Annotated in this window: 21 protein-coding genes; 5 read left to right on the top strand and 16 right to left on the bottom strand. The window is 63.8% G+C overall.

The window, feature by feature from the left end; genetic code table 11:
• Positions 1–569: 569 nt before the first annotated feature.
• The 8 genes from DGA31_RS15630 to DGA31_RS15595 form a co-directional block, all read right to left on the bottom strand.
• Positions 570–1568, bottom strand: a complete 999-nt coding sequence (locus DGA31_RS15630) for a sulfate ABC transporter substrate-binding protein (protein WP_109513165.1) — start codon at positions 1566–1568, stop codon at positions 570–572.
• A 129-nt stretch (positions 1569–1697) separates the two neighbouring features.
• Positions 1698–2531, bottom strand: coding sequence for an ion transporter (locus DGA31_RS15625; RefSeq protein ID WP_109513164.1), 834 nt, complete (start codon positions 2529–2531; stop codon positions 1698–1700).
• Positions 2532–2731: 200 nt separating this feature from the next.
• A complete protein-coding gene (locus DGA31_RS15620) occupies positions 2732–4144 on the bottom strand; it encodes an efflux transporter outer membrane subunit (protein WP_109513198.1) in 1413 nt (470 codons plus the stop codon).
• Complete coding sequence (locus DGA31_RS15615) at positions 4144–5031, bottom strand: efflux RND transporter periplasmic adaptor subunit (protein WP_056838790.1); 888 nt, start codon at positions 5029–5031, stop codon at positions 4144–4146. The genes DGA31_RS15620 and DGA31_RS15615 overlap by 1 nt, the downstream gene beginning before the upstream one ends.
• Entirely contained in the window at positions 5028–5237 is a 210-nt protein-coding gene (locus DGA31_RS15610) for a DUF1656 domain-containing protein (protein ID WP_056838792.1), read from the bottom strand. Before DGA31_RS15610 ends, DGA31_RS15615 begins: the two co-directional genes overlap by 4 nt.
• Entirely contained in the window at positions 5234–7336 is a 2103-nt protein-coding gene (locus DGA31_RS15605) for an FUSC family protein (RefSeq protein ID WP_277749401.1), read from the bottom strand. Before DGA31_RS15605 ends, DGA31_RS15610 begins: the two co-directional genes overlap by 4 nt.
• Positions 7333–7782 carry a MarR family winged helix-turn-helix transcriptional regulator gene (locus tag DGA31_RS15600; RefSeq protein WP_056838797.1) on the bottom strand — a complete coding sequence of 150 codons (450 nt, stop codon included), beginning with the start codon at positions 7780–7782 and terminating at the stop codon, positions 7333–7335. Before DGA31_RS15600 ends, DGA31_RS15605 begins: the two co-directional genes overlap by 4 nt.
• A 119-nt stretch (positions 7783–7901) precedes the next feature.
• Positions 7902–8789, bottom strand: a complete 888-nt coding sequence (locus tag DGA31_RS15595; protein WP_109513163.1) for a LysR family transcriptional regulator — start codon at positions 8787–8789, stop codon at positions 7902–7904.
• Positions 8790–8863: 74 nt separating this feature from the next.
• On the opposite strand from DGA31_RS15595, the gene DGA31_RS15590 reads away from it, so the two are divergent.
• Positions 8864–9559: an aspartate/glutamate racemase family protein gene (locus DGA31_RS15590; RefSeq protein ID WP_241509597.1), complete on the top strand. Its 696-nt coding sequence runs from the start codon at positions 8864–8866 to the stop codon at positions 9557–9559.
• Between the two features lie 128 nt (positions 9560–9687).
• Here DGA31_RS15590 and efeO (DGA31_RS15585) read toward each other — a convergent pair whose 3' ends face one another.
• From efeO (DGA31_RS15585) to ampC, 5 genes are all read right to left on the bottom strand, one after another.
• Positions 9688–10503: an iron uptake system protein EfeO gene (efeO, locus tag DGA31_RS15585; protein ID WP_056839085.1), complete on the bottom strand. Its 816-nt coding sequence runs from the start codon at positions 10501–10503 to the stop codon at positions 9688–9690.
• Between the two features lie 26 nt (positions 10504–10529).
• On the bottom strand, positions 10530–11849 hold the full coding sequence (gene efeB / locus DGA31_RS15580) for an iron uptake transporter deferrochelatase/peroxidase subunit (protein WP_109513161.1): 1320 nt from the start codon (positions 11847–11849) through the stop codon (positions 10530–10532).
• Between the two features lie 3 nt (positions 11850–11852).
• Positions 11853–13061 (bottom strand): iron uptake system protein EfeO, encoded by a 1209-nt coding sequence (gene efeO / locus DGA31_RS15575; RefSeq protein WP_109513160.1) that lies wholly within the window; start codon positions 13059–13061, stop codon positions 11853–11855.
• 15 nt (positions 13062–13076) lie between these two features.
• Positions 13077–13919, bottom strand: coding sequence for an iron uptake transporter permease EfeU (gene efeU, locus DGA31_RS15570; RefSeq protein WP_056838807.1), 843 nt, complete (start codon positions 13917–13919; stop codon positions 13077–13079).
• Between the two features lie 211 nt (positions 13920–14130).
• Entirely contained in the window at positions 14131–15369 is a 1239-nt protein-coding gene (ampC, locus tag DGA31_RS15565) for a class C beta-lactamase (RefSeq protein ID WP_241509596.1), read from the bottom strand.
• Between the two features lie 183 nt (positions 15370–15552).
• Between ampC and DGA31_RS15560 the strand changes: the two genes are divergently transcribed.
• Positions 15553–16995, top strand: a complete 1443-nt coding sequence (locus DGA31_RS15560; RefSeq protein WP_109513158.1) for a SulP family inorganic anion transporter — start codon at positions 15553–15555, stop codon at positions 16993–16995.
• A 20-nt stretch (positions 16996–17015) separates the two neighbouring features.
• Positions 17016–18137, top strand: coding sequence for a cell division protein ZapE (gene zapE / locus DGA31_RS15555; RefSeq protein WP_109513157.1), 1122 nt, complete (start codon positions 17016–17018; stop codon positions 18135–18137).
• Between the two features lie 185 nt (positions 18138–18322).
• On the opposite strand, the gene rarD is transcribed toward zapE, so the two are convergent.
• A complete protein-coding gene (gene rarD, locus DGA31_RS15550; RefSeq protein ID WP_109513156.1) occupies positions 18323–19207 on the bottom strand; it encodes an EamA family transporter RarD in 885 nt (294 codons plus the stop codon).
• Positions 19208–19481: 274 nt separating this feature from the next.
• On the opposite strand from rarD, the gene DGA31_RS15545 reads away from it, so the two are divergent.
• Entirely contained in the window at positions 19482–20654 is a 1173-nt protein-coding gene (locus DGA31_RS15545) for an MFS transporter (RefSeq protein ID WP_109513155.1), read from the top strand.
• A gap of 134 nt (positions 20655–20788) precedes the next feature.
• On the opposite strand, the gene DGA31_RS15540 is transcribed toward DGA31_RS15545, so the two are convergent.
• Together DGA31_RS15540 and DGA31_RS15535 are read right to left on the bottom strand one after the other, a co-directional pair.
• Positions 20789–21622: a PhzF family phenazine biosynthesis protein gene (locus DGA31_RS15540; RefSeq protein ID WP_109513196.1), complete on the bottom strand. Its 834-nt coding sequence runs from the start codon at positions 21620–21622 to the stop codon at positions 20789–20791.
• 86 nt (positions 21623–21708) lie between these two features.
• A complete protein-coding gene (locus tag DGA31_RS15535) occupies positions 21709–22182 on the bottom strand; it encodes a multidrug/biocide efflux PACE transporter (RefSeq protein WP_109513154.1) in 474 nt (157 codons plus the stop codon).
• Positions 22183–22280: 98 nt separating this feature from the next.
• Between DGA31_RS15535 and DGA31_RS15530 the strand changes: the two genes are divergently transcribed.
• Complete coding sequence (locus DGA31_RS15530) at positions 22281–23162, top strand: LysR family transcriptional regulator (RefSeq protein ID WP_109513153.1); 882 nt, start codon at positions 22281–22283, stop codon at positions 23160–23162.
• Positions 23163–23300: the final 138 nt, after the last annotated feature.

Raw genomic sequence — 23300 nt, 5'->3', positions numbered from 1 at the left:
TGGGAGAGGTTCCGACCCTCTTCGGGCCGGGTTACTTTGTCTTGGCAAAGTAACCAAACCGCTGGCTCCTGGCTGGGCCCCTGCGGGGTTCCCTCGTTCCGGCGCCACTCCATCGGGCCGCGCCGATGGGCCGTCCCTGGCCCAGCGGCGCTGGCTCGGCATCCCTGCCTCGCTCCCCGCCTGCGTGACACCTCCACTCGGCCTGCGCCCAAGTCGCGATCTGTGTTGTCTGTGATATTTGCGTAGAAGATCAACAGCAACAGCTTTTGCTCTGCTTTTCATGCGCGATGGAACAGGCGACACAAATCGCGACTTGTGCAGGCCGAGTGGAGGCGTTGCGCAGGGGGGAAAAGGGCTAGGACGGCCCGTTAGCCGCTTGGGCCAGGGACGGCCCATAAGCGGCGACCCCCGGAGCGACGCCGGAGGGAGGGGACCCCGAAGGGGCCGGAACCAGGAGCAAACGGTTTGGTTACTTTGCCAGGACAAAGTAACCCGGCCCGAAGAGGGCCGGAACCCCTCTAACTGACCGCCCACAACACTCAATAACGTCCCCGTCCTAAATCACCCAATCATTTCCCCGGATAAACCTGGTCAAACACCCCGCCGTCGATAAAGTGCGTCTTCTGCACCGTACGCCAGTCCCCAAAGGTCTTCTCCACCGACAGGAATTCGACCTTCGGGAAGCGATCCTGGAACCTGGCCAGTACCTCGGGATTGCGCGGGCGCAGGTAGTTGTTGGCCGCAATTTCCTGGCCTTCAGGCGACCACAGGTACTTCAGGTAGCCTTCAGCCAGGGCACGGGACTGTTTCTTGTCCACGACCTTGTCGACCACACTCACCGGCGGCTCGGCTTCAGCCGAAACGCTCGGGTAGACCACCTCGAACTTGTCACGACCGAACTCGCGGGCAATCATTTCCGCTTCGTTCTCGAACGTCACCAGCACATCACCGATGCCGTTGGTCATGAAGGTCGTGGTGGCCCCGCGGCCGCCGGTGTCAAGCACCGGTACATGCTTGAACAGATCGCCTACAAACTTCTTCGCCGCCGCTTCGTCGCCACCATTCTTCAGCGTATAACCCCAGGCCGACAAGTAGGTGTAGCGCCCGTTGCCCGAAGTCTTGGGGTTGGGCACGATGACTTCCACGCCGTCCTTGACCAGGTCGTTCCAGTCCTTCAGCGCCTTGGGATTGCCCTTGCGCACGATGAACACGGTGGCCGAGGTAAACGGCGCACTGTTGTTCGGCAGACGGGTCACCCAGTCGTTGGGCACCAGGGCGCCGTTGTCGGCCAGGGCATTGATGTCGGTGGCCATGTTCATGGTGATGACATCCGCCTGCAGGCCATCGATCACTGCCCGTGCCTGCTTGCTGGAGCCGCCGAACGACATCTGGACCGTGACGTCTTCCTTGTGCTCGGCCTGCCAGTGCTTCTGGAAGGCGGCGTTGTAGTCCTTGTAGAAGTCGCGCATCACGTCGTAAGAGACGTTGAGCAGGGTCGGTGCAGCCTGGGCGGTGCTGCCCAGGGCCAGGCCGGCGGCCATTAGCGAGGCGGCGAATAGTTTCTTCACTGCAGATTCCTTTTGATGAACAGCTGTCATGAGTGCGGCTTTTTATGCAGGCGTAAAAAACGCCCTGGGCAAACTGTCGCGATCATAGCGGGGTGTCACCACGCCATTAAAGATTAAAACAGTATTTCCTTATGCCGAATCGTTCTGCCTGGCAAACAAGGCATTGCCGCACCGCGAACAGAACGCCGCCCCGTGCTCATGGTGCTTCTTGGCGCACACCGGGCAATCATGCTTGAGCTGCTCGCCGCGCATGGCATTGGCCAGCTCGGCGGTAAAGATCCCGGTGGGCACGGCAATGATCGAATAACCGATGATCATCACCACCGAAGACACCATCTGGCCCAGCGGTGTCTTGGGCACGATATCGCCAAAGCCCACGGTGGTCAGGGTGACGATGGCCCAGTAGATGCCCTTGGGAATGCTGGTAAAGCCGTTCTGCGGGCCTTCGATCACATACATCAGCGTGCCGAACACGGTTACCAGGGTCGAGACGCTGACCAGGAAGACGATGATCTTCTGTTTGCTGCCCTGCAGCGCGGCCAGCAGGTAGTGCGCCTGACGCAGGTAAGTGCCGAGCTTGAGCACCCGGAAGATGCGCAGCATGCGGATGATGCGCACGATCAGCAGGTACTGCGCATCGCTGTAGTAGATCGCCAGGACGCCGGGCACGATGGCCAGCAGGTCGACCAACCCATAGAAGCTGAACGCATACTTGAGCGGGCGCGGCGAACAGTACAGGCGCAGCAGGTATTCGACGGCAAACACCAGGGTGAAGCCCCACTCGATCCAGGCCAGGAACGTGGCGTAGTCGCGATGAATGCTCTGGATGCTGTCGATGATCGTAACCAGCAGGCTGAGCAAAATGACCACCAGCAAGGTCTGGTCAAAGCGTCGTCCGGCCGGCGTATCGGTCTGGAAAATCACGGTGTGCAGCCGCTCGCGGCGGCTTGTGGCGGTGGTCATGGAAGTGCTCGACGGAAAGATCGGCCGATGCTGGGGCAAAGCAGGCGGGGGTGCAAGGGTGGCAATTCTATAAGGCTTGCGCACCGTGCCATCGCGTATCCGCTTCAAAGGTTCGGTACATCCACCGTCGGAGCGAGCGTCAGATCGCGAATACTCAGTATCAGCCACTGAAGATGACGGCTTTGCCGCAGCCTTTGAACCTACTTCTCCCACCCCCCACCCAATGCCAGGAACAGATCGATCTGCCCCATCGCCACCTGCGTATTGGCCGCCGCCAGTTGCGCGCGCATGTCGGTGTAGGTGCGTGTGGCCTGCAGGTCTGCGAGAAACGACGCACGTCCCGCCTGGTAGAAGCGGTGGGTCTGGTCGGCGGCTTCACGGGCCGATTGTTCGGCGTCCTTGAGCGCATCGCGGCGTTCGAGCAGGGCGGTGTACTGGGCCATGCCGGTCTGGGTTTCGCGGATGGCATTGAGCACCACTGCATCGAAACGCGCCAGTGCCGCCTGGGCCGAGGCTTCGGCCTGGTGGATGCGGGCGCGGCTGCCGTTGCTGGGCACGGTCCAGCTGATCAGCGGGCCGAAACTCCAGCGGTTGGTGGCCGGCTTGCCCAGATTGTCGATGATGCCGATGGTGGCCACCGAAGCGCCGATGCTGATGTCCGGGTACAACTCGCCGGTGGCCACGCCGATCCGGGCGGTGGCCATGGCCAGGTGGCGTTCGGCCTGGCGGATGTCGGGACGGCGCTTGAGCAGGGTGGCGCCGTCGCCCACCGGAATGATCTGCGCCACATGCGGCAACTCATGGCAATCGCCGACGCCGGCCGGCAGTTGCGCCACAGGCTTGGCCAAGAGCATCGACAGGCGAAACAGCGCGGCCTGGCGCAAGGCCTGGTAGCGCGGCAGTTCGGCGCGCAGCGACTTGAACTGGGTCTGCGAGCGAGTGACCTGGGTTTCGTCGCCACGCCCGGCATCGCGCAGGCGCTGGCTGAGGGTCACGCTCTGCTGTTGCAGGTCGAGCGACTCATGGGCAATCGCCAGTTCTTCATTGGCGGCGCACACCTGGGTGTAGGCGCGCACCACGTCAGCCACCACGGTGATGCGCGCGGTGTCGGCCGCCGCCTGGGTGGCGTCGACATTGGCCTGGGCCGCTTCGATGCCGCGCTGCAAGGTGCCGAACAGGTCGAACTGGTACGAGGTGGTCAGGCCGATATCGCCGACATTGGCCACCGGCACCTTGTCGGCGAGCAAAAACGCTTCGCCCGACTCCTGCAAGCGCTGCGCACCGGCCTTGGCACTGCTGGTAAAGCCCCCGGCGGCCTCGGCCTCGGCGGTCTGGAAGCGTGAGCGTTGCAGGTTGGCAGCGGCAATGCGCAGGTCGGTATTGCTGGCCAGCGCCTGGCGCACCAGTTCATCCAGTTGCGGGTCCTGGTACAGCCGCCACCAGTGCGCCGGCACCGGGGCGGACACCACATTGCCCGAACCGGCCAGCGGGCCTTGCAGGTCAGGACGGTTGATCGCGGCTTCGGCCGGTTGCTGGTAGTCGGGGCCGACGGTCTGGCAGGCTGAAAGCAGGGCGGCCAGGCCCAGCACCAATAGCCGTGTAGCAGGCTTGATCACTGCGCACTCCTTACACGGCTGTCATCGACGATCGACACCGTGGCGGTGCGCCCGGCAATCATGCGGAAATCGGCAGGCACTTCATCAAAGGCGATGCGCACCGGGATGCGTTGTGCCAGGCGCACCCAACTGAACGCCGGGTTGACGTTGGGCAGCAGATTGGCGCCGCTGCTGCGGTCGCGGTCTTCGATGGCAGCCACGATGCTGACCACATGGCCGCTCAGCCGGGCGTTGTCGCCGACCACCCTGATGTCCACGGGCGAGCCGATGTGGATGGCGCCCAGCTTGGTTTCTTCAAAATAACCGTCGATGTGGTACGAGGCGGCATCGACCACCGACAGCACCGGACGGCCAGCGGTGACGAACTCATGCGGGCGCGGTGCACGGTCGTTGAGGTGGCCGTCCACCGGGCTCTTGATCACCGAGCGGTCCAGGTTCAACTGGGCGGCGTCCACTGCGACCCTGGCCTCGTTGAGTGCCGACAGGGCACGGGCCTCGCGAGACTGGCTTTCTTCGAGCTGCTCACGCGCCACCAGGTTGCCCAGGCCACGGTTGCGCTTGCTCTCGCGGCGCGCCTGCTCCCAGGTTTCCTGGCGTTCGGCCACTGTGGCCTGGGCCTGGCGCAGGGCCAGGCGGAAGCGGTCCTGGTCGATGGTGAACAGCACCTGGCCTTTGTGCACCTTCTGGTTGTCGGTCACCTCGACCTGCTGGATCAGCCCGGAAACGTCCGGGGCGATCTGCACGATGTCGGCGCGAATGTGCCCGTCACGGGTCCAGGGGGCGTACATGTAGTACATCACCATGCGCCAGACGACGACGGCGGCCAGCACCACCGCCAGCAGGGTCAGGACCACGCGGCCCAGGGTCAGGATCGGCTTTTTCATATCATCAGGTATCGACTAAAAGTGTCTACGGCGCCCAGCAACAGGGCGTACAGAGCGGTATTGAACAAAGCCCGGTGCCAGACCAGGCGATAGAAGCCGGTGCGTGACAGCACGGCATGCAGGCCCAGAAACAGCAGCCAGGCGATGCCCATCACGGCCAGAAACGTGGGGATAAAGATCCCGCTGATGTCCAGTTCGCCAATCATGACGGCGCTCCATCCAGGCCTTGCGGCGGTTGTTCGATCAGCTCGCCATCCCGGCTGACGATCTCGACGCCTGGCAACAGCGCCAGGCGCAGGCCGCTCAAGGCGTGCAGCAGGTGCAGGCGCGCAGGCTCTTCACCCATGGCCTGGGCGTTCAGCGTGCGGCGGGTGCGGTCCAGGGTCAGCAGCAGGCCCGTGGGCGCCGGCAGGCGCACACCGGCCTTCAGGCAGGCGCGGAAATAATCGCCGACCTGTGCCACTACCTGGCGCAGTGCCGGCTGGCAAGGCACCGCACTGCGCGGAATCCAGGCCAGCAGGTCGAGCAGGTTCAGCGCCACGCGCACTTCACGCAGCGCCACACTGGTGTCCTGGGCGGTCTGGGTCAGGCGCGGCAGTTGCTGCATCAGCCGGTCGAGCATCAACACGCCCTGGCGTCGGTGTTCGGCCAGGCTGGCCGTTTCACTGAGGCTGGCAATGTCGCGCCAACTGAAACGGGTCATGCGCCGCGCCGCCAGCTCGACCCCGAACGGGCGCATGATCAGCGTCCAGACAAAGGCAAACAGCAGCCCCGCAGGCCCGGCCAGGTTGGCATTGATGAAATTCAGAAAGTCAGCGTCGTAGGCGCCCTGGATGCTGATGAATGACGAGGTGTTGACGATGGTCAGCAAGGTGCCAAGGAAGAACTTCGGCTGCACGGTCAGGGTGCCGACGCAGATGAACGGCACGGCAAAGGCCAGCACCAGCATGGCAAAGTCGTGCAGGTTGGGCAGCACCACGAACAGGTACAGGCTGGCGAACACCACCGACAACAGCGTCCAGAAAAAGAACCGGTAGATCTGCGGCGCCGGGTCGTCCATGGCGGCAAAGAAGCTGCACGCCACGGCCGCCAGAATCACCGCGCTGGCGCCGTCGTGCCAGCCGGTAAGGATCCACAGCCCACAGGCAACGATGATCGCCAGGACCGTGGTGGCCACCGAATACAGCATCAACCCGCGGTCCAGGAACGGCGACAACCGCCCCAGCCGCCAGTGCCGGTACACCGCCTGCCAGGGCGTGGCGTCGTCGCGGTCGATGGCCTGTTGCAGGGTGCGGCAGTCGAGCCACAGGTCGATCCACTCACCCAGGCGATACAAGGCGTTGGACAACAACAGGTCGTCGCGCTGATCCAGTCGGGCCGCGTCCGGCTGCAACTGCTCAAGGGCCTGGTGCAAACGCTGCCAGTTCGCGCGTTGCGGGTCTTGGGCGGTGCTGGCCAGCCACTGGCGCGTGTCGTCCAGCAATGGCACAAGGCTCGCCCACAAGGTCGGGCTGCGCCGCTCCAGGGCCCAGAGTGCATCGTCCAGAGCGTCGATGACCGGCAACAGGTGGATCATGCGCCCGCGCAGCTCCCGGGCATGGCGCACGGTCTGTTTGCGTGCGCCTTCGTGGCTGAGCTGGCCGATCATCATTTCCAGGCTGTTGAAGCCGCCGACCATGGCATTGCGCAGCCCGGCAATTTCCTCACCCTTGATGTCCCGCGCCAGAAAGCGCTCGCTGTAGGTGCAGGCTTCGGTAAACCATTTGTTGACCGCGCCCTGGAATACCGGGGCCAGGCGCCGGGGCCAGAACATCGCACCGACCACCGAGGCGCACAGGATGCCCAGGAAAATCTCTTCGCTGCGCGACACCGCCAGTTCGAACACGGCCTGTGGGTTGTCCACTGCCGGCAGGGCGATCATCGGCATGGTGTAGCCGGCCAGCATCAGCGCGTAATTGTTGGCGGTGCGCAGGTGCAGTGACAGAAACAGCAGGCTGCCAGTCCACAACGCTACCACCACCGCCAGCAGCAGTGGGGTCTGCACGAAGATCGGCACCAGCAGCACCGCTGCACTGGCCCCGGCCAGGGTGCCGAGCACGCGGTACAGCGCCTTGGAGCTGGTGGCGCCGACAAACGGGCTGGAGACGATGTACACCGTGGCCATGGCCCAGTAGGGCCGGGGCATTTCCATGATCAGGGCAATGTACAGCGCCAGCATCGAGGCGCCGAAGGTGCGCACCCCGTAGAACCAGTCGCGGCCCGGCGGAAAGCCGGCAAAGAATTGCCTGGCGTCGAAGCCTTTCACAGCACCCCCGCCTCGGGCAAAGCCGCATCGTTGAAGGCCTGCAGAACTCGCAAGGTCGCATCAAGGTCAGCCGGGGCAATGCCCTTGAGCACCTCGGTGCGCAGCCGGCTCAGCTCGACCTCGATCGAGGCGGCCAGGTCACGGCCCTTATCGGTCAGGCACAAGGCCTTGGCGCGGCGGTCGTTGGGGTCTTCGGCGCGGCAGACCAGGCCGGCCTTGCACAGTTGATCGAGCAGGCGCACCAGGGTCGGGCTTTCCATGCCGGCCGCATGCGCCACCTTGACCTGGTTGATGCCATCGCCCAGTCGCGCAATGGCCAGCAATGGGCCGGCGCAGGCTTCGCTGATGCCATAGCTCGACAAGGTGGTGTGGCACAGACGCCGCCAGTGACGCGAGGCGGCGACCAGCCCGCTGCTGATCGCCCGGTGCCGGGTCTGGGGGGTCATGAGGTCATTCATAAGTCATTAGGAGAGAAACTGTTAGCTGAGATATTAGTAGCTTGCTAACTATTAGCATGGTGTAACAATACGTTTCAGTCAAATGAAAATTTGTCGAGCGAGTGGCGTCAGGTCGCTGCGCTGTTGGCAAAAAAAGCCTGTGCGGCCTCGACAAAGCGTTGGTTGGCCAGCGACAGGTACTCCTGTCGACGCCAGCACAAGCCAAAGCTCAAGACCTGCGGCGGGTCGAACGGCACACCGATCAGCTCCGGCTCGTGTTGCAGCACCGAGCGCAACAGGGTGCACATGCCCATGCCGTCTCGGGTCAGGCGGGTGACCAGCGACACAAAATTGCTTTCCAGTGCGATCCGGTAGCTGACCTGATCGGCCGCGCAAAAAGCATCAAGCACATGGCGCTGCAAGAACGTCTGGTCGAACACCAGCATATCGACCGCCTGCAATTGCCGAGCGCGCAGGCTGGTTTCGGTGGCCAAGGGGTGGGCCGGGCTCATGCATAGCAGCATCTCGTCCTGGCCCAGCGCCACATGGTCCCATTCCGGCTCGATGCGGCGTTGCTCCAGCAGCGCCACATCAATGCGGCGGGTGCGCAAACGCTGGCCGATGTCCTCGGCGCTGCCCTCGACGACATGCATGGCAATGCCGGGATGGCGCGCCCGAAAGTGCGCGAGCAACTCCGGGATATGGCGCAGGCCATACATCGGCGGGATGCCGACCCGGATCTCGCCGCTGTCCAGGCGTGTCATGTCCTTGAGCGCCTGGCGCGCGCCGTCCAGCGCCACCAGGCTGGCCGCCACCCGGTCCAGAAACAACTGGCCCTCGGCGGTGACGGTGACCTGGCGGGCGGCACGATTGAACAATTGCACGCCCAGTTCTTCTTCGAGCCGGCCCACAGCCATGCTCAACGCCGGTTGCGCGACATGCAGGCTGTGCGCGGCCTGAGTGAAACTGCCCAGCCGGGCCACGGCCACGCAATAGGTCAATGCCTTGAGGTTCATGCTGTGGCTCGCAACAAAAAGTGATGGAAGCTATCACAAATGGATATTTTTTGTGATGAGGTGCATGCGGCACGATGTCGTCCACACCGAACCCTCACGAGACCCCCGACATGCACGCACCGCGCATTTTCCTGATTCACGCCACGCCGTTGTCCATCGCGCCGATCAACGCCGCCTTTGACCGGTTGTGGCCGCAAGCCGAACGCGTCAACCTGCTGGAAGACTCGCTGCCACGCGACCTCAAGGCCGCCGGCGGCCTGACCCCGGCCTTGCACCAGCGCTTCCTGGCCCTGACCGACTATGCCGTCAGTGCTGGCGCCGAGGCGATTCTGTTCACTTGCTCGGCGTTTGGCGAAGCCATTGATGCCTGCAAACAGGCGGTGAAGATTCCCGTGCTCAAGCCCAACGAAGCGATGATCGAGGAGGCCTTGGCGCAAGGCTCACGGTTGGCCTTGCTGGCGACGTTCGAGCTGGCACTGGTGTCGATGCAGGCGGAATTCCGGGCAGCTGCGCAGCAGGCGGGCAACGCACTTGAGCTGCAATTGCACGCGGTCGAAGGCGCCATGCAGTTATTGGCTGATGGAGATGAGACCGGCCACGACCGGCGCATTGTCGACAAGGCCGGTGCGCTAGACGGGGTCGAGCTGATCTGCCTGGCGCAGTTTTCCATGAGCGGCGCCGCCGATCAGGTACGCCAGGCCACCGGCCTGCCGGTGCTGACCACGCCTGACAGCGCAGTGCTCAAGTTGCGCCGGCAGTTGCAGGCCTGACCAGGCAGGCCCCCTGGCGCGCATCAAACAGGGGACGTGGGGGAGGGCGCTTGCTCGCGATCAGCCGCGCAGCCGGTCGCGGCTGAAGCCGCCCCTGCGCACCGGCCGACAGTGCAGGGCGGCGACGATCAGTTCAGGCCCAGTTTGCCGCGCAGGGTCGACAGGTCTTCGGCGAGGGTGTTGACCGGGCCGATCAGGGCCTTGCGGTCGTTTTCCTTGACCTTGTCGTAGGTCATGAAGCCGCCATCGGCGGTCTTGTACTTGGCCAGGATGGTGTCGACCGTGGCGAAATTCTTGTCGACCTTGGCCATGAACGCCTTGTCCTGCTGCTCGACCTGGCCACGGAACAGGTCGACAATTTTCTTGGCGCCGTCGACGTTGCCCTGGAAGTCATACAGGTCGGTGTGGCTGTAGCGGTCTTCTTCACCGGAGATCTTGGTCGCCGCGACTTCTTCGAGCAATACGGCGGCGCCACCGACGACTTTTTCCGGCGGGAAGGTCAGACCGGCGATGCGGGTCTGCAGGTCCTTGACGTCGGCGTTGAGCTTGTCGGCAATCGCACCCTGGTCCTTGGTGGTGTTCTTTTCGAACAGCGCATGTTCCAGGCGGTGGAAGCCGGTGAAGTCTTCAGCGTCGACCCCTTGCTCGTGGTCATCGACCCGCGAGTCGATCGAGGCGTCCAGGTCGCTGAACAGCTCGGCGATCGGCTCGACACGCTCGTAGAACACCCGCGTTGGCGCATACAGCTTCTTGGCCGTGGCGATGTCGCCCTTTTTCACTGCATCGGTGAACTGCTGGGTGTGGCTGACCAGATCGTCGATATTTTCGGTCACGTAGATCTTGTAGTCCGACACCGGGCCCACCAGGTCCAGTGGAGCTGGGGCGGCAAAGGCCGACAGCGGGGCGCTCAGGGCGAACAGCAAGGCAAACGGGGTCTTTTTCATGTTCATTGCACTCTTCCGGTTGAGGTTCAGGCCGATGGTGAGGAGGACGCCGCCAGCAGCGAACGACCGATGAAGTCCTGGTCGTTGGTCACCCCTGGCAAGGTGAAGAAATAACCGCCGCCGACCGGCTTGAGGTATTCCTCCAGCGGTTCGCCGTTAAGGCGGGTCTGCACGGTGATGAAGCCTTTTTCCAGGTCGGCCTGGTAACAGATGAACAGCAGGCCCATGTCCAGCTGGCCGTTCTTGTTCACGCCGTTGGAATAGTTGAACGGCCGGCGCAGGATCAGGTTTTTCTGGCTTTCAGGTGTGCGCGGGTTGGCCAGGCGGATGTGCGAGTCCATGAAGGTCTTCTTGCCGTGCGGGTCGGCGGCGTAGTTGGGCACGTCGGCTTCCACCTGGCCGTCCATCGGCGCGCCGCTGGCCTTCTTGCGGCCGAAGATCGACTCCTGCTCCTGCAACGGCGTGCGGTCCCAGCGCTCGACAAAGTTACGGATGATGCGCACTGCCTGGTAGCTGCCGTTGGCCGCCCAGGCCGGCTCGTCGCTGCCGGGCTGGACCCAGACCAGTTCGTTCATGACCTTCTGGTCGTTGGAGTCGGGGTTGGCCGAGCCGTCGCGAAAGCCCAGGAAGTTACGTGCGCTTTCTGCCGGCTGGCCGGGCTTTTTCGGCGCCTGGGCCGGCACCGTGCCTTCCTGTTTCCAGCGCACCAGCAGCAGGTCCGGCAGGTTTTTAACGATGTCGCGCAGGGCGTGAATATTGCTGTCCGGGGTGTTGGAACAGAACTGGATGCTCAGGTCGCCGTGGCAACTGGCGGCGTCCAGCGCGTCGTTGGGGAAACCGACCATGCGGCTCAGGCGCTTGGGCTTGACTGCCGCCAGGCCGAAGCGCTCGTCGAACAACGACTCGCCCACCGACACGGTGATGGTCAGGTTGTCCGGCGTCACCACCGGGCCCAGGATGCCGGAGTCCAGCGGCGGCAGCTTGGGGTCGATGTCGGCCACCGGGCCGCCGGTCATCAGAAACGCAATGCGCTCGTTGAGGGTGCGAAACAGTCGCTCCAGGTCGGCACGGTCAGCGGCCAGCACGTCGAAGGCCACCAGCATGCCGGCGGCCGGGCGCGGGTTGACGATGCCGCTCTGGTGCACGCCATGAAACGGATTGCTGTCCTGGGTCTTTTCGCTGTTGGGCGCTTCGGTGACCTTGGCGGGCGCGGCGGCCAGGGCCTGGCCTGCCAGGCTGCTGCCGGCCAGGGCGGCACCGGCCGCACCGAGGCCCATCAGCACGCGGCGGCGTTGCAGCGAATCGGGGGCATTGTTGGCGTCTGGGTTACTCATCGGGGACTCCATAACTTACAGGCTCGACAGGCCCAGGGCCGGGTCGACTTCGTGCAGGGTGTCGGCCAGGGCCTTGGCCCGGTCGGCGATTTGCTGGCGCGCGGCGTCATCGACCTGATCGTAAGGGCGGTAGCCGGTCTCGGTTTTCAGGCCGTTCAGGGTCTCGTCCAGCGCTGCGCTGGCGGCATCCAGGCGCTGTTGCAACTGGGCGTGGTTGCGCTCCAGCAGCGGGCGCAGCAGGTCGATGACTTTGCGCGCGCCTTCAAGGTTGCCGGCAAAGCCGTTGAGGTCGGTGTGGCTGTAGCGTTCCTCTTCACCCTTGCTGCGGTTCTGCGCCAGGCTCAGCAGGTTGCGCATCACGATGCCGGTCAGTTGCTCGGGCGCGATGCTTTGCGCCAGCAGTTCCTGCTTGAGGCGGGTGACGTCGGCATTGAGCTTTTGCGCCACCGGGGCCAGGCCCTGGACGCTGTTCTGCGCAAACAGACCATGCTCAATGCGGTGGAAGCCGCCAAAGCCCGGGTCCTGCTCGCGTTTTTCGAAGTAATCGGCCCGGGCATTGATGGCGTTGTCCAGCTCGGCCAGGCGCTGGGCGGCCGGGGCGATGCGCTGGTAGGCGCTGCGGGCCGGCAGGTAAGCGGCCTTGGCGGCGGCCAGGTCGCCGGCGTCGATGGCCTGTTGCAGGGCGGTAACCGCCTTGATCAACTGCGTGCCTTGCTGGCTCAGGTACACCCGGTATTCCGACAGCGGGCCGATGAACGCCGTCATCGACGGGCGTGCCTTGGCCAGGGCGTCGGACTCGGCGGTCGGGGTCACATGCAAGGTGCCACGCGGGTTGCTCAGCAGCCCGCAGGTGATGGCGTAGTCGCCGGGCATCAGGTTGGCATTGATCACCTGGCTCATGCCGGGGGTGATGTTTTCGCGCTCTTCGATCACCAGCACGCCGTCCAGAATTTCCCATTCCACCGCACGGTCGGACTGGTTGACGATGCGAAAGCTGTTCTTGCCGGCCGGCACCGTCAGCGCATTGGGTTCGCAACTGCGCGGGTGAATGTTGATCACGGTCTCGTCGCCGGCATTGGCGGCACGCTTGTGCGCCGCCATCTTTGAGGCGTAATAGAACATCCCGCCGGCGGCGATCATCAGTACCACGGAGCCGGCCACCGCCAGACGCAGGACACGGGGAGACCAGGCTTTCTCGGAAAGCCCGGAAGGTGAATTGGACATGGGTTCCCCTCGGGACTATTGATTCATGGCGGACGGGCGCGCAGGTTGCGCCTGTTCGCGGTAAGGCAGAAAGAACAGCACCAGCGCGCCGACCAGGTAGATCAGCCAGGCACCCAGCACGCTGACGGTCGGGGCATCCTGGTAACCGAACATGCCGGCCAGCACCGAACCGGTCGGACCGTCCATCGGCAGGGTGGCGCTGATGTCGAACACCACCTCCTGCAAGTGATTCCAGACCCCGGCCTCGTGCAGCGAGCGCACCGAGTTACCCAGGATGCCGGCAGCCACCACCAGGATGAACAGCCCGGTCCAGCGGAAAAAGAGGCCCAGGTTCAGGCGCAGGCTGCCGCGGTACAGGGCAATGCCGAAGGCGGCCGAGAGCATCAGGCCCAGCAGGGCGCCGAGCGGGGCGCTGGCGTCGCTGCTCTGCTGGAACACGGCGAGCAGGAAAAACACGGTTTCCAGGCCCTCGCGGGCCACGGCAAAGAACACCATGGCGATCAGTGCCCAGGTCTGGTTGCGCGAACCGCCCAGGGCGCTGTCCAGTGACTGGTGCAGTTCAGTCTTGATCGAGCGGCCGACCTTGCGCATCCAGAACACCATGGAACTGAGAATGCCCACGGCCAGCAGGCCGACCAGGCCTTCGAACAGCTCTTGCTGTTTTTGCGGGAACTCGGCGCTCATCAGCTCCAGGCCGCCGCCGACGAACAGCGCCAGGGCGCAGGCCAGGAACACACCGATCCACACCGCCGGCATCCACTGGCCGCGACCGGTCTGTTTGAGGTAGCTGGCAATGATGCCAACGATAAGCGCGGCTTCGATGCCTTCGCGCAACATGATCAGGAAAGGAACGAGCATTGTTCACCGGGAATGACTGCGGACGCATGAAAGGTTCAGTGTGTTGCAACTGAAACAATGCGTAACATAATGATAGTCATTCCCGAATAAGATCTAGTTGTTTTTGCGGGAAAGGCGAATTTCTTGCGATCGTTCAGGCAAGGTTCAGCTCATTTTTCAAGCCTGCCGCGCTGCCTCGGCAGGCTTGATTGAAGCGTCTGGATCAGTGTTTTCAGGGTGTTTCAGGAGTGTTGCGGGTGGCCAGGATCGTGGCGATTCGCTCGGCCAGGCGCACCCGTTCGGCATTGGGGTAATTACGGTTGGCCAGAATCACGATACCCAGTTGCCGCGCCGGCACGAAGGCCACGTAGCCACCAAAACCGTTGGTTGAACCGGTCTTGTTGATCCAGGCATCTGCCGGTGGTGCCATCGGCGGGTTCAGGGCAGTGACCGGCTGGGTGCGCAGTGCCATTTCATTGGCGTTACCGGCCAGCAAGGCGTCCAGGCTCACTGGCGGTAGGTAGTATTCCCAGGCCAGGGCCTGGGTGGCCGGGCCGAAGGTGAAGTGGCCGACCTGTGTGGTCTTGATCGCCGCTTGCAGGGATTTGTCGAGTGCATCCGGTTGCAATTGTGCCTCGATGAAGCGAATCAGGTCGGCACTGGACGATTTCACGCCGTAAGCCTCATCGGCCAGCACGCCGGGGTTTACACGCACCGGTGCACCCTGGCGGTCATAGCCCTGGGCATACAGCGTTTGCTGGCCGGCGGGCACGTTCAGGTAGGTGTTCGACAGACCCAGTGCCGGAAACAGCTTTTGCTCCATCGCCTGGTCGAACGGCTGCCCCAGGCGCTGCGCAGCGATGACCCCGAGCAGGCCGATGCTCGGGTTGGCATAGCTGCGGTGGGTGCCGGGCAGGTACTCCGGTTGCCAGGCCTTGAAATAGGCCTTGAGCTGTTCGTTGTTCTGCACGCGCTCTGGCACCTGTAGGGGAAAGCCACCAGCGGTGTGCGTGGCCAGGTGCAGCACCGGCACCTGGCCCAGGCGGCTGCCTTGCAGATAGGGCAGGTAGGTCTGGATCGGTTCGCTCAAGGCCAGCTTGCCTTGCGCCTGGGCCCAGGTGGCCAGGGTGGCGGTGAAGGTCTTGCTGATCGAGCCCAGCTCGAACAGGGTCTGGTTACCCACCGCTTGTCCGGTGTCCTTCGAGGCCAGGCCATGGTTGTAGAAGCGTCGGGTGCCGTGGTCGGTGACGGCGATGGCCATGCCGGCAATGTCGTGCTGCTTCATCACTTGTTGCATGGCCTCCTTGATCAACTGATCCTGGCGGGTGCTTTGCGTCCTGGCCTGGTCGAGTACGGCCCGGTGTTGGGCTACAGGGCTGGCCGACACGGACGGTGGGGTCGCTTGTGCACTTGCCTGGCCTGAGCCCAGGCCGATGAACATGGCGGCGGCGATAAAGGGGGTTCTGCTCATTCAGGGGGACTCCAATGTGAAAGGCATGACCATACGGATTGACCCGGCAGGCTCAATAAACATTCGGTCACTACATGTTGCCTGACATCCGGGGCTTCAGCCTGACTGGCCGCAGGCCATGGCATTGCGTAACATGCCAGCTTTTTGCGCACCCGTCTGGCGGCGCATTCTGTCTGGTGAGTCATGAAACCCAAACGTATTCGCGCCGATGTCCTGGCCGGCCTGACCACTTCCTTTGCGCTGGTGCCCGAGTGCATCGCCTTTGCCCTGGTCGCTCACCTCAACCCGCTGATGGGCCTGTACGGCGCTTTCATCATCTGCACCCTGACCGCGCTGTTCGGCGGCCGGCCGGGGATGATCTCGGGCGCGGCCGGCTCCATGGCCGTGGTGATCGTGGCGCTGGTGGTCGAGCACGGGGTGCAATACCTGCTGGCCACGGTCCTGCTCAGTGGTTTGCTGATGATCCTGTTCGGCCTGCTGCGCCTGGGCAAGCTGGTGCGCCTGGTGCCGTACCCGGTGATGCTTGGCTTCGTCAACGGCCTGGCCATTGTCATTGCCATGGCCCAGCTGGAGCACTTCCAGCATGACGACACCTGGCTGAGCGGCCAGGCGCTGTTCATCATGCTGGGCCTGGTGGCCGTGACCATGGCCATCGTCTACCTGCTGCCGCGCCTGACCCGCGCCACGCCGCCGGCACTGGTGGCCATTCTGGGTGTGGGCCTTGCGGTGTACCTGCTCGACCTGCCGACCCGCACCCTGGGCGACATGGCGCACATTGCCGGTGGCCTGCCGGACTTTACCTGGCCGCAAGTGCCGTGGACCCTGGAAACCCTGTACATCGTCGCGCCCTATGCGCTGGTGATGGCCATGGTCGGCCTGCTGGAAACCCTGCTGACCCTGAACCTCACCGATGAAATCACCGAGAGTCGCGGCTTTCCGGACCGTGAGTGCGTGGCGCTGGGCGCGGCCAACATGGTGTCCGGGGCGTTTGGCGGCATGGGCGGTTGCGCGATGATCGGCCAGACCGTGATCAACCTGAACTCCGGTGGTCGCGGACGGCTGTCGGGGATCGTGGCCGGGGTCATGATCCTGATGTTCATTCTGTTTCTGTCGCCGTTGATCGAGCGCATTCCGCTGGCCGCGCTGGTCGGAGTGATGTTCGTGGTTGCCCAGCAGACGTTCGCCTGGGCCTCGCTGCGGATCTTGCGCAAGGTGCCGACCAGCGACATGTTGGCCATCGTGGCGGTGACCGTGGTCACGGTGCTGACCGACCTGGCGATGGCCGTCTTGTTCGGCGTCATCGTCGCGGCCCTGGACTTTGCCTGGAAACACGCCCGTGACCTGTACACCGACATCCACGAAACAGACGTGCAGGGCAAGGTCTACCAGGTGCGCGGCACGCTGTTCTTTGCCTCGACCACGCGCTTTCTCGAGCAGTTCTCGCCGCAGCAGGACCCCGACCAGGTCACCCTGGACTGCGCGCACCTGAGCTTTGTCGACTACTCGGCCATCGCCGCGCTCAAGACCCTGCGCGAGCGCTATGAAAAAGCCGGCAAGCACCTGCGCGTGGTGCACTTGTCCGAGCGCTGCCGCAGCATGCTGCGCCGCGCCGGCGTGCAACATTGACTCTACGAGGAGTGTGACCGATGACCCCGTTGCCCCCTTTGCAAGCCTACGAACAGGCCCTGCAGAACGGCTTCCAGCCCGATGCGTCGCAACGCGAGGCGGCCGAGCAGTTGCAGCTGTGCTGGCAGGCCCTGGCCGGGCAGGGCACGCCACGGGGCATCTACCTGTGGGGGCCGGTGGGGCGTGGCAAGACCTGGCTGATGGACCGCTTCTACGACAGCCTGCAGGTGCCCGCGCGGCGCCAGCACTTTCATCACTTCATGCGCTGGGTGCACAAGCGCATGTTCGAATTGACCGGCACCGCCCAGCCACTGGCGACCATTGCCCGTGAGCTGGCGGTCGAGGTACGGGTGCTGTGTTTCGACGAGTTGTTCGTCACCGACATCGGCGATGCGGTGATCCTCGGCGGCCTGCTGCAAACCATGTTCGAAGAAGGCGTGGTGCTGGTCTGCACCTCCAATATCCCGCCGCCCCAGCTGTACAGCCACGGCCATAACCGCGAGCGCTTCCTGCCGGCGATTGCGGCCATCGAGCGCTACATGCAGGTGGTCGAGGTCGACGGCGGCGAAGATCACCGCCTGCACCCGGGGCAGTTGTTACAACGCTACTGGGTCAAGGAACCGGGCGCCAAAGACAGCGCGCTGGGCGAGATTTTCCAGGCCTTGACCGGCGGCCAGCCTGCCCACGACACCCAGGTGATGCTTGGCTATCGCAGCATCAACGTGGTGCAGCACACCGACAATGTGCTGTGGTGCCGCTACCGCGACCTGTGCGAGCAACCGCTGGCAGCCATGGACTTTATCGCTCTGTGCGACCGCTTTGCCGTGGTGCTGATCAGTGAGGTGCCGGCCCTGAGTGCAGTGCAGCGTGAGGCGAAGATCGCTCGCGGCACCGAGGACGGGGTCGAGCAGGTCAAGGCCGGTGACCGCGAGCTGCCGCAACTGTCGCCCAAGGATGACAGCGTGCGGCGCTTCATCGCCCTGGTCGACGAGTGCTACGACCGGCGTATCCCGCTCTACATCGAGGCACAAACGCCGATGGACCAGCTCTACACCCAGGGCTACCTGGAATTTCCCTTCCGCCGCACCCTGAGCCGGTTGCAGGAAATGCAGCTGCAGCGCTTTACCGACACGCAGGACTAATGCCGATCAGTCTTCGTCGAATGCCGAACAGGTGGAAGGGCGCTCTGCTGCAGGCGGCGATCCGACGATGAGGACAGGGCAGCCGATAGACAGGCAGCGCTTGTAAACCCGTCATCGCCAGACCGTTGCTGCCTCCCACAGGTCTTGTGCCAGGCACGAGATCCGGGGGCGCTCATCGAACCTGCTCAGACCCGATCCCGGCGGCGTTGCGTGAGCAGGTGCCGGGCGCCTTCGAGCACCAGCACCAGCACCGCCATCCAGATCGGGATGTAGGTCAGCCATTCGTCGCCGCTGATGCTTTCACCCAGCAGCAACGCCACGCCCACCAGCAATACCGGCTCGACATAGCTGAGCAGGCCAAACAGGCTGAACGGCAATACGCGGCTGGCAATGATATAGCTGACCAGCGCCGAGGCGCTGATGACGCCCAGCAGCGGGATCAGCAGGTACAGGCGCGGAGTGTCCTGGGCGGCGGCCGGGTCGCCGCTGGCGATGAACCACAGCCCGATGGGCAGCATGAACAGCATGTCGAACCACAGCCCGCCGAGGTTATCGGTCTTGAGCTTGCGGCGCAGCACGAAATACACCGGGTAGCCGATGGCGACCACCAGCGTCTCCCAGGAGAAACTGCCCATTCGCCACACTTCATGAGCCACCCCGAAGGTGGCGAAGGCCGCCGCGATCTTCTGCAGGTGCGACAAGTGTTCGCCATACACCACGCGCCCGGTGAGGATCATGGTCAGGGGCAGCAGGAAATAACCCAGTGACACTTCCAGGCTGCGCCCGTGCAAGGGCGCCCACATGAACAGCAGCAATTGCGCGCCCATCAGCACCGATGACAGCATCACGCCTGCCACCAGCGCCGGCTGGCGCCACAGGCGCACGGCCAGGGCACGCACCAGCGGCCAGTCGCCACTGATCAGCATGAACAGCGTCACGCAAGGAACGGTCAGCAACATGCGCCAACCGAAGATTTCCTCGCCGGTCAGCGGGGTCATCAAGGAAGTATAGAAGTACATGACCCCGAACAGGCAGGAAGCCAGTACCGACAGCGCGATGCCTTTGTGCACGACGGACTCTTGGAAGGATATGAGGGTGTGAGGACTTGCACCGAATCGGGGCAGATTTGCGCGTATTCTAGGCACTGTTCACGATTCAGAACAGTTGCGTAGTCAATTGTGGTGCAAGTTGGCGGAAAATAGTGCGCCCAGGTCGCTCACGGTCACTTTCAGCGCACGGCTTCACGCTTTATCCGGCCAGGTGCCGGGCTGAACACCTACGGTCTTGGCGCGTCTGATTGCGCATGCCCATCGACCTTTACGCAGCCTTTTACAAGGAGTTTGCATGACCTCTTTTGAACACCCTGACGCCGCCACGGGCAGTAACGCCACGGGCAGTAACGCCCAGCAGCAACAGACCGCCACGCGGCTGGCCTTTTTCATCGCCGGTTTCAGCATGGCCGCCTGGGCACCCTTGGTGCCTTATGCCAAGTCCCGCGTCGGGCTGGACGACGGCATGCTGGGCCTGTTGCTGCTGTGCCTGGGTGTCGGATCGATCAGCGCCATGCCGGTGGCTGGGGCCCTGGCGGCGCGCTGGGGTTGCCGGCGACTGCTGGTGGGCTCGACGCTGTTGATCTGCCTGTGCCTGCCGTTGCTGGCGACGGTGTCGAGCCTGCCGCTGCTGGTGGCGGCCCTGTTTGTGTTCGGCATCGGCATGGGTGGGGTCGACTGCACGGCCAATATCCAGGCGGTGATCGTCGAGCGTGCCAGCGGCAAGACCATGATGTCGGGGTTTCATGGCTTGTTCAGCCTGGGCGGCATCGTGGGGGCGGCCGGCGTCAGTGCGCTGCTGGGGCTGGGAGCCTCGCCACTGGTGGCGATCCTGGTGGTCGTGGTGTTGACGCTGTTGACCTTGTTCAAGGCCAGGCCGCACCTGTTGCCTTATGGCGGTTCGACTGATGGGCCGTCGTTTGCCATTCCGCGCGGGGTGGTGCTGTTCATCGGGTTGTTGTGCTTTACCGTGTTTCTGGCCGAAGGGGCGATGCTGGACTGGAGCGCAGTGTTCCTGAGTTCGGTGCGCAGCATGGACACAGCCTGGGCGGGGCTGGGGTATGCGGTGTTTGCGGTGACCATGACCCTGGGGCGGTTGTTTGGCGATGCCATTGTGCGCCGGGTCGGTCCCAATCGGGTGATCATTCTCGGCGGGTTGCTGGCGGCCATCGGGCTGGCGTTGTCGACTGTGGTGCCGGCCTGGGAGGCGGCGTTGCTGGGATATGCGCTGGTGGGGGCGGGCTGTTCGAATATTGTGCCGGTGTGCTACAGCGCCGCTGGCCGGCAGACCGCGATGCCCGAAAGCGTGGCGATTCCGGCGGTGACGACGCTGGGGTATGCCGGGATTCTGATGGGGCCGGCGGCGATCGGCTTTATTGCACATGTAAGCAGCCTGGCGACGGCCTTCATGATCGTGGCGGTGATGCTGCTGGGGGTGGCGGTCAGTGGGGCGCGGTTGAGGGCCTGATACGTGGTTTTCCGGGTTTTCTTTCAAGGGGTGTCTGGACGGTGTATGGCGATTTGTCAGAGGGGCTGCGACCCTCTCCGGGCCGGAACCCTCTCACAGAAAGCACACAACAGTCCAAACACCTAAACACCCAATCACAAATACCGCGCCATCCCCGAAACCCGGATCGAAGCGCCGGGCTGGTCGGTGATCTCGGCCCGCAGCCGCGACGGGCTGCCCATGTCTTCGCCCTGCAGGATGTCGATCACCCCGCCATGCGGCCAGCCGATGTCGCGCAGGTAACCGGCCAGGGCCGCGGTGGCCGCACCGGTGGCCGGGTCTTCATAGACACCCCCGAAGGCGAACGGGTTGCGGGTATGGAACGACTGCTCGCTTTCAGCGAACACCAGCACAATAGTCGCCCAGTTCTCGCGCACCATCAGCGCATGGCCGGCCGCCTGGTCATAGCGCATGGCCCTGAGCGCCTCGCGGCTGTTCAGGGCCAGCACCAGATGCCCGGCACCGCCATTGATCCGTGCCGGCGGGATGCGCAGGTCCAGCTCGTCGCGGCGATAACCGAACAGCGCCAGCGCTTCGTCCACCAGCGCCTCGTCGGCCAGTTGGCTGTGGGTGGGCGGCGATTGCAAGGCCGCCGAGACCCGTTGGCCCTGCGCATGGCCTTCGACCGTGATGTGTGCCTGGTTCAATTGCAGCTTGAACACCCCATCACCGTTGCGTGCGGCCAGCGCTGCACCCAGGGCAATGGTGGCGTGGCCACAGAATGGCACTTCGGCCAGCGGCGAGAAATAACGCACGCGCCAGCCGTCATCCAGCGGCGCCGCGAAGGCGGTTTCGGAAAAGCCGACCTCGGCTGCAATGCGTTGCATCGTAGCCTCCTCAGGCAACGCCTCGCCGATCCAGATGCCGGCCGGGTTGCCGCCCTGGTCGCCATCGCTGAAGGCCGCCAGCTTGAGAATGTCTGCGCTCATCAGGTAACACTCCTTATTGTCGAGCATCACAGTGTGCGGCAACTGGCCGGCGAGGGCCTCGTACAGCTCGTCGGGCATTGACCGTATCAGTTGTTGCACACACCGTTGGCCGTGGCCGGTTTGTCACGCATCACCCGCTCGCGCAGCATGTCATAGCCCCAGTTGAACGCCATGGTGTAAGGCAAAAAGAACAACAGCACACCGATGTCGAGCCAGAACGCCTGCCACAGGCTGATCGACAGCCACCATGCCACCATCGGCACGACCACCAGAATCAACCCGCCTTCGAAACCCAATGCATGCAGCATCCGTACGCCAAAAGTCATCGCAAACCGCAAGCGGCGACGCAGGCGGTCGAACAGGGTATTGAACAGCATGTTCCAGAGCATGGCGGCCGTGGAGATCATGATCGTCAGCGCGCCCATTGTTCCCAGCGAATAATCCAGCAGCCAGGCCAGCAGCGGCGCGCAGATCAGCACACCCAGGGTTTCGAACAGCAGCGCATGCACAACACGCTCCTTGAGGGTTTTGGTCGGCAGGGCCGGTTGGGATGAGGTCATGGCAGCAGCACCGGATTACGAAAGAGGCCTGATTGTCATCGGTTATTCTGTATTCGAGAAATTGGTTACCATCGGAAAAACCGATGGAGATGGCTGCCATGAGTTATTCCCCCGAGGCGCTTGAAGCCTTTGTACAAATCAATGCGCTGGGCTCGTTCAGTGCCGCCGCGCGGCGGCTGGGCAAGCGCCAGTCGACCATCAGCGAAGCCATTGCCCGGCTGGAAATCGACCTGGGCCTGGAACTGTTCGACCGCTCGGCCCGCCAGCCGGTGCTGACCGAGGCGGGCAAGGCCATGCTGGTGCGCGTCGAAGACATCCTCTGCGCCACCGACCGCCTGCAACGCACAGCCGCACGCCTGGCCCAGGGCATCGAGCCGCGCCTGACCCTGGTGTTGTCCGATGCCAACCAGTTCGCCGAATTCGAAGTGCGCATGGGCGAGCTGGACACGCGCTTTCCCGACCTGGAGCTTGAATGCGTTTTCGCCGAGCACGGTGATGCCGTCAACCTGATCCAGAGTGGCCGCGCCTGCCTGGGGCTGCTTTCGGCCCAGGCCAGCTATCCGCCGGAAATCGGCCACGCGACCATTGCCGAATGCGCCGATTTCGGTCTGTTCGTCGGACACAAGCATCCATTGGCGGCGTTCGAGACGGTCAATTACGTGCAACTGGACCAGCACCGCGCCCTGCGCCTGAACACGCTGGTCGAGAACGCTGTTCCCACCGACGACTTGCCCGCCGGCAATTGCAGTCAGTGGTCGGCACCCAACTACCTGCTGCTGATGGACATGGCTGCATTCGGCTTTGGCTGGTCGGCCCTGCCGCGCTGGCTGGTGTCCGGCTATGCCGGCGGGCGGCTCAAGGAACTCAACGTGCCCGGCTGGCCACGCCGCTCGGCGGTGGATGTGATCTGGTCACGTGAGCACCGCCTGGGCCCGGCCGGGGCGTGGCTGCTTGAAACGCTGATCCCGGGGTGGGCTTGACCAGGGCCTGAGGTCAGGAGCCGCGTGCGTTGATCAAGTAAAAATAACACTCTGATTTGAAATTGACCCCCGTAGGAGCGCGCTCTGCCCGCGACCGAGTGCGTAGCGCTCGCAAAAATTGTGTGGTCGCTGAAAATT

This window comes from Pseudomonas ovata (assembly GCF_003131185.1).
Classification (GTDB): domain Bacteria; phylum Pseudomonadota; class Gammaproteobacteria; order Pseudomonadales; family Pseudomonadaceae; genus Aquipseudomonas; species Aquipseudomonas ovata.
The sequence above is the reverse complement of the archived record's forward strand: the minus strand, read 5'-3'. Positions and strand labels throughout refer to the sequence as shown.

Bases quoted from the DNA above. Each gene is read 5' to 3' on its own strand.
- DGA31_RS15625 (WP_109513164.1), bottom strand. From the start codon at position 2,531: ATGACCACCGCCACAAGCCGCCGCGAGCGGCTGCACACCGTGATTTTC.
- DGA31_RS15615 (WP_056838790.1), bottom strand. From the start codon at position 5,031: ATGAAAAAGCCGATCCTGACCCTGGGCCGCGTGGTCCTGACCCTGCTG.
- DGA31_RS15610 (WP_056838792.1), bottom strand. From the start codon at position 5,237: ATGATTGGCGAACTGGACATCAGCGGGATCTTTATCCCCACGTTTCTG.
- DGA31_RS15600 (WP_056838797.1), bottom strand. From the start codon at position 7,782: ATGACCCCCCAGACCCGGCACCGGGCGATCAGCAGCGGGCTGGTCGCC.
- DGA31_RS15595 (WP_109513163.1), bottom strand. From the start codon at position 8,789: ATGAACCTCAAGGCATTGACCTATTGCGTGGCCGTGGCCCGGCTGGGC.
- DGA31_RS15590 (WP_241509597.1), top strand. From the start codon at position 8,864: ATGTCGTCCACACCGAACCCTCACGAGACCCCCGACATGCACGCACCG.
- efeO (WP_056839085.1), bottom strand. From the start codon at position 10,503: ATGAAAAAGACCCCGTTTGCCTTGCTGTTCGCCCTGAGCGCCCCGCTG.
- efeB (WP_109513161.1), bottom strand. From the start codon at position 11,849: ATGGAGTCCCCGATGAGTAACCCAGACGCCAACAATGCCCCCGATTCG.
- efeO (WP_109513160.1), bottom strand. From the start codon at position 13,061: ATGTCCAATTCACCTTCCGGGCTTTCCGAGAAAGCCTGGTCTCCCCGT.
- efeU (WP_056838807.1), bottom strand. From the start codon at position 13,919: ATGCTCGTTCCTTTCCTGATCATGTTGCGCGAAGGCATCGAAGCCGCG.
- ampC (WP_241509596.1), bottom strand. From the start codon at position 15,369: ATGAGCAGAACCCCCTTTATCGCCGCCGCCATGTTCATCGGCCTGGGC.
- DGA31_RS15560 (WP_109513158.1), top strand. From the start codon at position 15,553: ATGAAACCCAAACGTATTCGCGCCGATGTCCTGGCCGGCCTGACCACT.
- zapE (WP_109513157.1), top strand. From the start codon at position 17,016: ATGACCCCGTTGCCCCCTTTGCAAGCCTACGAACAGGCCCTGCAGAAC.
- DGA31_RS15545 (WP_109513155.1), top strand. From the start codon at position 19,482: ATGACCTCTTTTGAACACCCTGACGCCGCCACGGGCAGTAACGCCACG.
- DGA31_RS15540 (WP_109513196.1), bottom strand. From the start codon at position 21,622: ATGAGCGCAGACATTCTCAAGCTGGCGGCCTTCAGCGATGGCGACCAG.
- DGA31_RS15535 (WP_109513154.1), bottom strand. From the start codon at position 22,182: ATGACCTCATCCCAACCGGCCCTGCCGACCAAAACCCTCAAGGAGCGT.
- DGA31_RS15530 (WP_109513153.1), top strand. From the start codon at position 22,281: ATGAGTTATTCCCCCGAGGCGCTTGAAGCCTTTGTACAAATCAATGCG.